The sequence below is a fragment of the Actomonas spartinae genome, assembly GCF_051209155.1.
Taxonomy (GTDB): domain Bacteria; phylum Verrucomicrobiota; class Verrucomicrobiia; order Opitutales; family Opitutaceae; genus Actomonas.
In genome coordinates this window covers 508,190-520,913 of the sequence record NZ_JBPJGB010000002.1, presented here as the reverse complement: position 1 = coordinate 520,913, position 12,724 = coordinate 508,190, and the positions used below count along the sequence as shown (strand labels likewise).

The 12,724-nt window shown below is 65.9% G+C and carries 9 protein-coding genes and 1 tRNA gene; all 10 read left to right on the top strand.

Features of this window, described 5'->3' with window-relative positions; all coding sequences use genetic code 11:
* Nucleotides 1–3: 3 nt before the first annotated feature.
* Entirely contained in the window at nucleotides 4–759 is a 756-nt protein-coding gene (locus tag AC0MRV_RS10090; RefSeq protein WP_472764339.1) for an SDR family NAD(P)-dependent oxidoreductase, read from the top strand.
* Nucleotides 760–912: 153 nt separating this feature from the next.
* Nucleotides 913–2,244: an L-fuconate dehydratase gene (locus AC0MRV_RS10085; protein WP_472764338.1), complete on the top strand. Its 1,332-nt coding sequence runs from the start codon at nucleotides 913–915 to the stop codon at nucleotides 2,242–2,244.
* A 137-nt stretch (nucleotides 2,245–2,381) separates the two neighbouring features.
* A complete protein-coding gene (locus tag AC0MRV_RS10080) occupies nucleotides 2,382–3,191 on the top strand; it encodes a fumarylacetoacetate hydrolase family protein (protein WP_472764337.1) in 810 nt (269 codons plus the stop codon).
* Between the two features lie 129 nt (nucleotides 3,192–3,320).
* Nucleotides 3,321–4,250 carry a hypothetical protein gene (locus AC0MRV_RS10075; RefSeq protein WP_472764336.1) on the top strand — a complete coding sequence of 310 codons (930 nt, stop codon included), beginning with the start codon at nucleotides 3,321–3,323 and terminating at the stop codon, nucleotides 4,248–4,250.
* 97 nt (nucleotides 4,251–4,347) lie between these two features.
* Nucleotides 4,348–5,616, top strand: coding sequence for a vanadium-dependent haloperoxidase (locus AC0MRV_RS10070; RefSeq protein WP_472764335.1), 1,269 nt, complete (start codon nucleotides 4,348–4,350; stop codon nucleotides 5,614–5,616).
* 269 nt (nucleotides 5,617–5,885) lie between these two features.
* On the top strand, nucleotides 5,886–7,160 hold the full coding sequence (locus tag AC0MRV_RS10065; RefSeq protein ID WP_472764334.1) for a vanadium-dependent haloperoxidase: 1,275 nt from the start codon (nucleotides 5,886–5,888) through the stop codon (nucleotides 7,158–7,160).
* Nucleotides 7,161–7,292: 132 nt separating this feature from the next.
* The gene (locus AC0MRV_RS10060) at nucleotides 7,293–8,144 is read left to right on the top strand and encodes a hypothetical protein (RefSeq protein WP_472764333.1); all 852 of its coding nucleotides are present in this window, start codon (nucleotides 7,293–7,295) and stop codon (nucleotides 8,142–8,144) included.
* Between the two features lie 38 nt (nucleotides 8,145–8,182).
* Nucleotides 8,183–11,437, top strand: coding sequence for a VCBS repeat-containing protein (locus AC0MRV_RS10055; protein WP_472764332.1), 3,255 nt, complete (start codon nucleotides 8,183–8,185; stop codon nucleotides 11,435–11,437).
* Between the two features lie 400 nt (nucleotides 11,438–11,837).
* Nucleotides 11,838–12,560, top strand: a complete 723-nt coding sequence (locus tag AC0MRV_RS10050) for a DUF6090 family protein (RefSeq protein ID WP_472764331.1) — start codon at nucleotides 11,838–11,840, stop codon at nucleotides 12,558–12,560.
* A gap of 89 nt (nucleotides 12,561–12,649) precedes the next feature.
* A tRNA-Arg gene (locus tag AC0MRV_RS10045) sits at nucleotides 12,650–12,724 on the top strand.

Below are 12,724 nucleotides of genomic sequence, written 5' to 3'. Positions count from 1 at the left end.
CCTATGTTCACGCTCGACTCCAAGACCGCCTTGGTCACCGGCGCCGGTTCCGGCATCGGCGAGGCCATCGCCACCCTCTTCGCCGCCCAGGGCGCCCACGTCTGGGTCGTTGACCGCGACCCTGCCGCCGGCGAAGCGACCGTCGCCACCATCACCGCCGCGGGCGGCCGGGCCACCTTCGCCGCCGCCGATGTGAGCGACGCCGACACCATCGCTCGACTCGGTGAACAGGTCGGAGCGCTCGACCTCCTCGTCAACAACGCCGGGGTCGGCCACGTCGGCGACCTGCTCAAGACCACCGCCGCCGACCTCGACCGCCTGCACGCCGTCAACGTCCGCGGCGCCTTCAACCTTTGCCACACCTTTGTGCCCGCCATGCTCGAGCGCGGTTCGGGATCCGTCATCAACATGGCCTCGATCGCCGGCCTCGTGGCCGTCCGCGAGCGCCTCGCCTACACCGTCTCGAAGTTCGCCATCGTCGGACTCACCAAAGCCCTCGCGCTTGATCACTCCCACACCGGCGTGCGCTTCAACGCCATCTGCCCGGGCCGCGTCGAAACGCCCTTCGTGAAGGCCCGCATCGCGGAATACCCCGACCCGGAAAAGGCCTACCGCGAAATGGCCTCCACTCAGCTCAACGGTCGCATGGTGCGACCCGACGAAGTGGCCGCCGCCGCCCTCTACCTCGCCACCGACGCCTCCGCCATGGTCACCGGCTCCTGCCTCCAAATCGACGGCGGTTGGGGCGCCGGCAAATAGAGTTCTTTTTTAAACCACGAATGGACACGAATGGGCGTCACTACCGTTCCGCTTCAATGCACGCTGCCCCACGCCGTTTCAGTGCGTAGCCGGTAGGCGAAGCGATTCGTGTCCATTCGTGGTTAAAACCCGCTTCAACCTGTTTCGTCACTCGTGAAACTCTCCGGTAAGATCACCAACTTGCGCACTTTCGATGTGCGTTTCCCCACTTCGCTCGAGCTCGATGGCTCCGACGCGATGAACGCCGACCCCGACTACTCGGCCGCCTACGTCGTGCTCGAAACGGATCGCGCCGACGGCCTCGCCGGCCACGGGCTCACCTTCACCATCGGCCGCGGCAACGACATCGTCGCCACCGCCATCGACGCCCTGCGCCCGTTCGTCATTGGCCTCTCCCTCGCCGACTTCGCCGCCGCCCCCGGCGCCACTTGGAAACACCTCACCGGCGATTCCCAGCTCCGCTGGCTCGGACCCGAGAAAGGCGTCATCCATCTCGCCACCGCCGCCGTCGTCAACGGCCTCTGGGACCTCTGGGCCAAGGCCGAAGGCAAACCACTCTGGAAACTCCTCGCCGACCTCTCGCCCGCCCAAATCGTGGAGCTGGTCGATTGGCGTTACCTCACCGACGCGCTCACGTCCGACGAAGCGCTCGCGATGCTCGAGAAACTCGCGCCCACCCGCGCCGAACGCGAAGCCCACCTCCGCGCCCACGGTTATCCGGCCTACACCACCTCGGCCGGCTGGCTCGGCTACTCCGACGACAAGATCCGCCGCCTCTGTGCCGAGGGCATCGCGGAGGGCTTCACCCACTTCAAACTGAAGGTCGGCGCCGACCGCGCCGACGACCTGCGCCGCGCCCGCGTCATGCGCGACGCCATCGGTCCCGATCGCGCCATGATGATCGACGCCAACCAGCGTTGGGACGTCGCCGCCGCCATCGACTGGGTCACCGACCTCGCCGAGTGCCGCCCGCTCTGGATTGAGGAACCCACCTCGCCCGATGACATCCTCGGTCACGCCGCCATCGCCCGCGGCGTGCGACCGCTCGGCATCGGCGTCGCCACCGGCGAGCACTGCCACAGCCGCGTCATGTTCAAACAACTGCTGCAGGCCGACGCGATCGACTACTGTCAGATCGACTCCTGTCGCCTCGCCGGCGTGAACGAAGTCGTCGCCGTGCTCCTGCTCGCCGCCAAGTTCGGCGTGCCTGTCTGCCCCCACGCCGGCGGCGTCGGGCTGTGCGAATACGTGCAACACGAATCCATCTTCGACTACCTCTGCGTGAGCGGCTCACTCGAAGGCCGCATCACCGAATTCGTCGACCACCTGCACGAACATTTTGAAGACCCCTGCGTGGTCAAAAACGGCGCCTACCAACTCCCGACCGCCCCCGGCACCAGCATCACCATGAAACCGTCATCCCTCGCCGACCACACATACCCCAACGGCCGCGTCTGGCAGGAATTGAAGCATCCCGATCGATAAATTCCAGCCCACCCAACACCCGAAATGACACGAAAACGGCCTCAACCTTTCGTGCTTTTTCGTGTGTTTCGTGGGCATCCATTCAGGCTGACGGCTTCCGTGTGTTCCGGGGACCATTTCCTTTCCCTCTTTTTCAAATGAAAATCATCCGTTACCAAGACTCCGCTTCCGCGATTCACTTCGGCGCCCAGCGCGCCGACGGCTCGGCCGAGCGCCTCACCGGCGACCTTTACACCGGCCTCGAGCCCACCGGGGAAACCGCCGACGTCGCCAAACTCCTCGCGCCCGTCGAGCCGACCCAGATCCTCTGCATCGGCCTCAACTACAAACACCACGCCGCCGAGGCCGGCATGAAGGCGCCCGAGCGTCCCGTCCTCTTCATCAAGGGCATCAACACGGTTCAGAACCCGCACGACCCCATCGAACTTCCCCGCGCCCTGCGCTCCGACGAGGTCGACTATGAATGCGAGCTCGCCGTCGTCATCGGCAAAGCCTGCAAAAACGTCTCCCGCGAGGACGCCTTGTCCTACGTTGCTGGATACACCTGCGCCAACGACGTCTCCGCCCGCGATCATCAGATTCGCCTCGGCGGCGGCCAGTGGTGCCGCGGCAAGTTCTTCGACACCTTCGCGCCCCTCGGTCCCTGCCTCGTCACGCCCGACGAGCTCCCCAACCCCAACGCCCTCAAAATCGCCACCATCCTGAACGGCGAACGCGTGCAGGACTGGAACACCGACGACATGATCTTCGACGTGCCCGCCATCATTTCCTACCTCAGCGGCAGCACCACCCTCGTGCCCGGCACCGTCATCCTCACCGGCACGCCCCACGGCGTTGGCATGGCCGCCAAACCCGAGCCCCGTTGGCTCCGCCCCGGCGATGAGGTGAGCATCGAGATCGAAGGCATCGGCACCCTCACCAACTCGGTCATCGAAGAATCGGCCTAGACGCCAAGGCCCCACCACGGCACACGCTTCCCGCTGTAGCCGGTCTCCCTGAGGCCGGTTCCCGTCGACCGTGGAACAGTCCGGCTTCGCTTTGGTCAGTGCATCGCCCTGAAACCCAAACCCGACTCCATGCAACGTCTGCCCCTGTCCATCTTCCTCCTGCTCGCCCTGCTCACACCGGCCGTCTCCCACGCCGCCAAAAAATACCGCGACATCGACGTGTTGGTGAATCCCATCGTCACCTTCCTCGGCGAGCAACGCACCCCGGCCGATCCGGAGCTCAACCCCATTCGCTACCAGATCCTGGCGCGCGGTTTCGAATCCTTTGATCTTCACGTGCACGGCATCGTTCCGCCGGAACGTGACGCCCTCCTGCAACACCTCGCCATTCACCTGCGGCGAATCGGCTACCTACCGGCCGATGCCCAACACCCGCCTCAGGTCGCGATCGGAGTCATGTGGGGCAGCATCTTTTACCTCGAGAACATCAATATCCGAGACAAGCGGGACGAGATCCGCCGCCCCCAATACAACGCTGAGTATAAGGCGGACCGAAACCCCAACAAAAACGACCTGATCCCCGCGCAGGCCGCCCTCGAGTTTATCGCCCGCCCCGCGCTGTCCATGAAATGGCGCCCCACCCCCGACGCTTGGGTGAACCCGACCAAGATGTGGCCCGATGCCCCCGTCGCCGTGCGCGACCGCACCGCCCGCATCTGCGGTTCCGGCACCTTCGTGCTCTCCGTCGGCGCTTTCGACTGGGACAATCTCACCAAAGGTCGCGAGGTCCTCCTCTGGCAAACCCGCGGCATGGTGCCGGCCCGTAAAATCGAACCCGAAGAAGCCCTGCATCGCGCCATCGAGGTGATGGGCCCCTACCTCGCCTCCTCCGGCGCCTACCCGAATCGCATCAAAGCCAAAAAAGCGGACGCCCCTCGCGCCCTCAACTTCGGCTTCGAACCCGGCGCCGAGCTGCCCGCGCCCGTCGACCTCACCACGCTGATCGCCCACGACTTCGGCGGCGAACGCCCCACCGACACGACTCACCCCGACGAGTAGGCAGCTCGTCCCTGCATTCTGGATCTACGAGGGCGCAGAGTGTCCTCGTCAGCGCGTTTATAACCCCTATAACCGCGTTTCCCCTTAACCCAGATCCATGATGCGACTTGTAAAGACCCTTTGCCTCACCGCTACCCTTGGCCTCGCGCTCGCCGGCACCGCCGCGGCCGCGATTGAGAATCCGGTCCTCTACTGGAACGACCAAGCGCTCCACGCCACCCGCCTTTCCCGCAACCCACCGCCCGTCGCGGCGCTGCATCTGGGCACGTTCCACGCCGCGATCTACGACACCGTCAATGGCTTCGATCAGCGCTGGGAGGCCTGGCTGGTCGACGAGGCCGCGCCCGCCGGCGCCAACCGCGAGGCCGCCATAGCCGCCGCCGCCTACCTCGTCCTCCAAAACATCTGGGGCAACGAGGTGAACCCGCGCGTCATGAAAAAGGCCTACGACGAAGCCCTCGCCGACATCCCCGCCGGCGCCGCCCGTGAGGCCGGCATCGCCTGGGGCCGCTCCGTCGCCCAACGCATCCTCGACGAGCGCGCCACCGCCGGACTCGACCAGCCCTACGCCGGCGAAATCTCCTCCACCGAGATCGGCAAATGGCGCGAAACCCCGCCCGCCTTCCGCCCGCCCGTCTCCCCTTCCGTCGCCCACGTGAAGCCTTTCGTGCTCACATCGCCCGACCAATTCCGCGCCCCCCCGCCCCTGCCGCTCGACTCCACCGAATATGCCGAGGAGCTCGCCTTCACCGCCAAAGTCGGCGCCCGCGACGACGCCGAACGCGACGAATACCAGACCCTCTCCACGCCTTTCTGGGCCGACGACCTTGGCACCGCCACCCCCGCCGGCCACTGGTGCGTGATCGCCCAGGACGTTGCCCGGCGCAAGGAACTCAGCGTCGAAGAGACCGCGCACCTGTTCGCCCTCCTCACCCTCGCCACCGCCGACGCCGGTATCTCCTCCTGGGAGTCCAAGTTCTTCTACCTTCACTGGCGCCCCGAAACCGCCATCCGCGAAGTCACCCCCGAGGTGAACAGCCACGCCGAAGCCGAGCCTGAGTTCATTCCCAACATGGCCTCGCCCGCGCACCCGACCTACACCTCGGCGCACTCCACCTTCACCGGCGCGTCCTCACGCATCCTCGCTCTCTACAACGGCAGCGACGACTTCGCCTTCACCTCCACTTCCGACGGACTGCCCGGCGTCGTGCGCTCCTACACCAGCTTCTCCGAAGCCAGCATTGAGCTCAACATGAGCCGCGTCTGGGGCGGCATTCACACCATGCTCGACGTCGTCGAAGGCCGTAACGCCGGCATCAAGATCGCCGATTACGTCTGGGCCAACGCCCTCCGCCCGCGAAAGTAGGTTTCCCCAACTCCCTTCCACTAGGCCGGCCCAATCAGGGTCGGCCTTTTTTTTCACGACCCCTGTGGCCGCGAGCGTGAGCAAGTGGTCGCGCCTCCCAAACCCGCCACCTCCGCGTTTCAGCTTTCCGACAGCGCACGTGGGCCGCCCCGGCACTTCGCCCCACTCCCACGGCACTTCGTCCCTGCTGCCTCGAAGCGCCCGGGGGGCCGCCTCTTCTCCTGACCTGGCTTATAGCCCCTATTACCCCGCTCTCCCCCTACCTTTCCATGAAGCGTCTCCTCAGCTTTCCGGGCCGTGCCATCGGCACCGCTCTCGCACTCCTCACCGCCGTGGCCACCACCACCGCCGCGACAATCCAGAATCCGGTCCTTTACTGGAACGATCAGGCGGTCAACGCCACCCGGCTGTCCCGCAACCCGCCGCCCATCGCGGCCCTCCACTTCGCCAGCCTCTATGTGTCGATGTTCGACACGCTCAACAGCTTTGAAGGCAAGTATCAGGGCTGGCTCGTCAACGACCCCGCTCCCGCCGGCGCCGACGCCGAGGCCGCCATCCACAGCGCCGCCTACACCGTGCTCTCCGCCCTCTGGGCCGACTCCGCCAATCCTCGCGTCCTGCGCACCGCCTACGACGAGGCCCTCGCCGACATTCCGGACGGCGAAGCCAAGACCGCCGGTCTTGCCTGGGGCAAGCGCATAGCCGAAGCCGTCATGTATGAGCGCGCCCAGACCGCCCTCCAACCCGGCAACCGCGACTACACCAGCCCCGATCCCGGCAAATGGCGTGAGACCCCTCCCGGCTTCCGCCCGCCCGTTACTCCCCGCCTCGGCGAGGTCGAGCCTTTCACCCTCGAATCCTCCTCGCAGTTCCGCGCCCCGCCACCCCTGCCGCATGATTCGCCGGAATACGCCAAGGAAATCGCCTACGTGAACAAGGTTGGACCCCGCGACGGCGCCGAGCGCACCGAATACCAAACCCTCTCCACCCCCTTCTGGTCCGACGACCTCGGCAGCGCCACCCCCCCCGGTCACTGGAACACCATCGCCAGCGACATCGTCAAAAAGCTCGGGCTCGACACCTACGAGACCGCCCGCCTCTACGCGCTGGTCAACATCGCCGGCGCCGACGCCGGCATCACGTGTTGGGAAACCAAATACTTCTATAGCACCTGGCGCCCCGAAACCGCCCTGCGCGAAATCACGCCCGCGGACAACGCCAAGGCCACCGCCAATCCCGACTTCATTCCCAACATGCCGTCGCCGGCCTTCCCGTCCTACACCTCCGGCCACAGCACCTACACCGCCGCCATGTCGCACATGCTCAGCCTCTGCATCGGCACCGACGACATCGAGTTCACCGTCACCTCCGACGGCCTGCCCGGCGTGATCCGTTCCTACAAAAAACTCTCCGACGCCCGTCGCGAGGTCGGCATGAGCCGCGTCTGGGGCGGCATCCACGTCATGTCCGACAATATCGAAGGCCAGAAAGCCGGCATCAAGGTCGCCGACTACATCTACGCCCACGCCCTGCTGCCGCGCTGAGCGGCCCAGGCGCACCTCTTTCTCTTTCCTCTTTCTCTTTATCTTTCTCCCCGTGGGCCGAAAGCCGTCCGCTCAACAGGGAGAAAGATAAAGAGAAAGAGGAAAGAATAAAGATCCAGCTCCCCTACCCCCATGTCCACCACTACCTTACCCCACCCCGGTAGCCGCGAGCGCGAGCGAGTGGTTTATAACCCCGCCACCGCTGGCCACCCCGCGACCCGCGCCACCGTCCCCACCCTCGAGTGGATCCTGCGCATCGCAACCGCCGGCTGTTTCATCGGCCACGGTGCCTTCGGCATCATCACCAAGGCCGGCTGGCTGCCCTACTTCGCCGTCGCCGGCATTCCGGAATCGGTGGCTTGGCCTCTCATGCCATGGATCGGCAGCATGGACATCGCCATGGGCATCCTCGCCCTCGTCCTGCCCATCCGCGCCAACTTCTGGTGGTGCATCGTCTGGGCTGTCTGGACCGCCGCCCTGCGGCCCCTCTCCGGCGAGGGCATCTGGGAATTTCTCGAACGCGGCGGCAACTACGGCGCGCCCCTCGCCTTGCTCGCTCTCGCGGGCTGGCGCGGCGGCCTGTTCTCCCGCCTCACCTTCGATCGCGACGCCCTCGACAACACCCGCCTGGTCCACCACCTCGGCTGGGTCCTACGCGGCGCCACCGCGCTGCTGTTGGTCGGTCACGCCGGCTGCAACGTCTTCGATGCCAAGCCGGTTTTTCTGCAACTGACCCAGGTCGTCTGGCCCGCCGCCACCGCCCAAACCCAGTTTGCGCTCGGCCTCTTCGAGTTCGCCCTCGCCGGCGCCGTGCTGCTGCGCCCGGGCGTCGCCCTGCTCGGTTTCGTCTGCGCTTGGAAGGTCTTCACCGAGTCCCTCTGGCCGTTCGCGGGCTATGCCTTCTGGGAAGTCATCGAACGCTTCGGCAGCTACGGCGTCCCCCTCGCCTACGCCTTCCTCCTCCACCACATCCGCCGCCGCTGAGCACTCTTACCTCTGACATCCCCCATCATCCATCAGACATGTCTCGCAATCTTACCCTCCTCGCCCTCGCCACCCTCGTCGCCGCACCGCTCACGGCCGCCCCGAGGGTCAGCGCGCTCGTCAACCGCTCGGCCCCCGACCCCGACGGTCCCGCCTTCACCGCGCTCGATTCCGCCACCATCGGGCTCACCGTGCCCAACCTCTACAACGACCCGCGCATGTGGGGTGACCGCTTCCGCGAATACACCCTCGGTGCCCTCGAGACCGGCCTCGCCGTGGCCGACTTCGACCGCGACGGCCTGCTCGACATCTACGCCGTCTCCAAAAACGGCCCCAACGCGCTCTACCGCCAAAGCATCCCCCTCAAGTTCTACGACATCGCCACCGTCGCCCGCGTCGACGTCGCCGACGATCCCGCCGGCCAGACCGGCGCCGCCGCCGTCGACATCAATCAGGACGGTTGGCCTGACATCTACCTCTGCCGTCTCGACGCCCCCAACCTCCTCTTCATCAACAACGGCGACAGCACCTTCACCGAGATGGGCGCCGCCTACGGCCTCGATCTCCGCGACGCCTCCGTCCACGCCTCCTTCGCCGACTACGACGGCGACGGCGACCTCGACGCCTACGTGTGCACCAACATCCTCGATTTCGCCCGCAGCCCCCAGGGCCAGCCCGACTACCTCATGCGCAACAACGGTCCGGGGCCCGACGGTCACCCGACCTTTGAGAACGTCGCCCTCGACGCCGGCATCTGGGGCAAGTCCCAGGGCCACACCGCCATCTGGTTCGACGCCAACCGCGACGGCTGGCCCGACATCTACGTCGCCAACGACTTCGAGACCCCCGACCGCTTCTACCTCAACAACGGCGACGGCACCTTCACCGACGTCGTCGACGAGCGCCTGCCCCACGTCACCTACTTCTCCATGGGCGCCGACGCCGGCGATCTCAACAACGACGGCGAGCTCGACTTCATCGTCGCCGACATGCGCGACCAGACCCGCGCCGGCTTCATGACCGGCATGGAGGAAATGGGCCGCGGCCTTTGGGAAATGGAACGCGTCGCCGAACTCATTCCCCAATACATGTGGAACGCCGTCTACCTCGGCACCGGCACCGACAAATACGAGGAGGTCGCCCACCTCACCGGCATGAACGCCACCGGCTGGACCTGGGCCACCCGCATGGCCGACCTCAACAACGACGGCCGCACCGACCTCTTCTACACCAACGGCATGCTGCGCAACTTCGTCGACGCCGACCTCGTCGACAAACAGAACGTCGCCCCCAACCTCACCGCCCGCGCCCGCGTCTGGCGCGACGCCCCCGTCCGCACCGAGCCCAACCTCGCCTTCCGCAACGACGGCGACCTCGGCTTCACCAACGTATCCACCGAGTGGGGACTCGACCACACCGGCGTCTCGTTCGGTTGCGCCATCGCCGACTTCGACAACGACGGCGACCTCGACATCGTCTACGCCAACCTCGAAGGCCCGCCCACCGTCATGCGCAATGACACCACCACCGGTCATCGCGTCGTCTTCGAGCTCAAGGGCCGCGCCCCCAATCTCGACGCCATCGGCACCGAGATCACCGTCACCACCGCCGCCGGCACCCAGATCCGCCAACACTTTGGCGAACGCGGCGTCGTTTCCTCCGAACTCGCCCCCATCGTCTTCGGCCTCGGCGAGCACGACACCATCACGACCGCCACCGTGCGCTGGCCCGACGGCACCACCGAGACCTTCAGCGACCTGCCGGCCAACCGCCTGATCCAGCTCACCCAACCTGCCGCCAACGGCACCCGCGCCCCCGCCCAGTTGCACGCCGACCTCTCCGACGCGCTCTACACCGAAAACGCCGCCGCCCGCGGACTCGATTACACCAGCGACGCCTACCCGCTGGAGGAACTCGCCCGCCAGCGTCTGCTCCCCCGCCGTCTCGGCCAGACCGCTCCCGCCGTCGCCACCGCCGACGTTGACGGCGATGGGGTCGCCGACGTCTTCATCTCCGGCGCCCGCGCCCAGGCCGGCCAACTCTTCCTCGGCGCCGCCGACGGTTCCTTCACCGCCGCCGCCAGCCAACCCTGGTCCAAGCAAGCCGCCGCCGATGATACCGGCGCGCTCTTCCTCGACACCAACGCCGACGGCCATCTCGACCTTTTCATCGCCGCCGGCGGCGTCGAACCCGCCCAAGGCGACGCCCTGCTCCACGACCGCGTCTACTACGGCGACGGCAAGGGCAACTTCACCCTCGGCCAAACGCTGACCGATGGCACCAGCACCGACGCCGTGGCCTTCAATGGAACCAACCTGCTCTTCGTCGGCGGCCGTTCTATCCCCGGCGAGTGGCCCAAGGCTCCCAAGTCCTTCCTCTACACCACCGGCACCAACGGCCTGTCCGCCGTCGACACCACCGCCTTCGCCGATCTCGGCATGGTCACCGACGCCGCCTTTGCCGACCTCGATGCCGACGGCGACACCGACCTCGTCGTATCCATCGAGTGGGGACCGGTGAAAGTCTTCACCAACGACGGCGGCCGCTTCACCGACGCCACCGCCGCCCTCGGCCTCGCCGACCGCACCGGCTGGTGGAGCGCCGTGGCCGTGACCGATTTCAACGGCGACGGCCGCGCCGACATCCTCGCCGGCAACGTCGGCCTCAACACCAAATACAAGGCCAGCCCCGAGCAGCCCACCACCGTCTTCGCCGGCGACCTCGACGGCTCGGGCAGCTTCGAAATCCTCGAAGCCCAATACGACACCGACGGTCAGCTGTATCCCATGCGCGGCCGCAGCAAGCTCTCCTACTCCTTCGCCAAAATGCGGCGCCAGTTCCGCACCTTCGAGCGCTTCGCCGCTGCACCGGTGCAGGACATCTTCGACAGCGAGCTCCTCGGCAAGGCAATGAAACTGGAAGCCAACGAACTCCGTAGCGGCGTCTACCTGCAGCAGGCCGACGGCACCTTTGTCTTCGAGCCCCTGCCCACCGCCGCGCAGATGGCGCCCATCCACGGCTTCGTGCACGCCGACCTAGACGGCGACGGCTACGCCGACCTCTTCGTCGCCGGCAACGACTGGGGTCCGGAACCTTCCACGGGCCGCTTCGACGGCAGCATCGGCCGCCTCTTTAAGGGCGACGGTCAAGGCAAGTTCACCGCCATCACGCCCGGCAACAGCGGCCTCGTCGTCCCCGGCGACACCCGCGCCGTGACCCTGCTCCCGGGCGAAACTCCGCGCATCCTCACCGCCACCGCCATGGGCCCCGTCCGTCTGTTTGAGAAGCAGTAAATGCAAGGCCGAAAAATTCAGCCTACCCGCCAACTGTAGCCGGGGTCGTCGACCCCGGTCCGTTCGGAAGTGATGTGGCAAAGGCCTTCCTGCCTGTGTGAAGTCACGAAGGCAGCACGCTAATCTCCGCTCACCCCTGCTCCTCCCATCAGCGGAGATCAGCGTTCTAACCACCGTGGCCTCTCAGCGTCCGCATCGTCTGCTTCATCTGCGCTACCTTCGGTTAACCATCCTTCCCTTACGCTCTGCCTCCCAGATCTGTGGCCATCTGTGAAATCTGTGGTTAAAATTTCCATCCTGCCGCTCAGCATCAGCCGCAGTGCCGCCGGCGGCATCCGCGATCTAAGCCACTCTCGAATTCAAGCCTGACCCCGGCCGGAAACCTGCTCACGTTCCCCGCGTGAAACTCTTCCGACGCCTCGCGGGCTCCGGCCCAAGCCCCGACGGAAAATCCGGTTACTTCCGCTACGCGCTGGGCGAAATCATCCTCGTCGTCGCCGGCATCCTCATCGCCGTCTCGATCAACAACTGGAACGAGGCCCGCAAGACCGCCGCCGCCGTCGACCAGATCCTCGCCACCGTCAAAGCCGACCTCCTCAACGACCTAGAGGAAATCAAAACAGCGCAGGACTTCTACGACGTCCGCGCCCCCATTTCCGAGAAAGTCCTCGCCGGCCAACTCACTGCCGAGGACTACGCCGCCAACAAGGGCTACGCCTTCCTGATTATCGGCTACCCTGAGGTCTCTTTCGACACCCGCGGCTTTGAACTCCTCAATGACTTCAAGGAAACCCTGCCCGCCGACCGCCAGGAGCTCGCTGGCGAAATCGTCGCCTTCTACGTCGAGCGTCAGCTCGAGATCACCGTCGACGACAAACTCCGCGCCGACGACTTCATGGCCAACTTCACCTACTTCAAAGAAACCAAGCCCTGGTGGTCGGCCTTCATCCACGACGGCATCATCGAAGACTTCATACCCTACGCGCTGACCGATCCCGACTACCGCAACCGCGTCGCGACCTGGCACTTCATTTCCTACAAAGTCTACCTCCCCGAACTCCAACTCTTCGAAGACCGAGCCCAAACCCTCATCGCCGCGATCGATCAGGCCCTCGACGACTGACCCGACCTCGACCGCGTTCCGGGCTTGAGGCCCCGGGGCCTTCCGGCTTGCGCTTCGCGGCCGGTCCGCCTCTCTTCGCCGCCAACAGTGGTCCCGTAGTTCAATGGATAGAACCGCGGTTTCCTAAACCGTTAATCTGGGTTCGATTCCCAGCGGGGCTACCA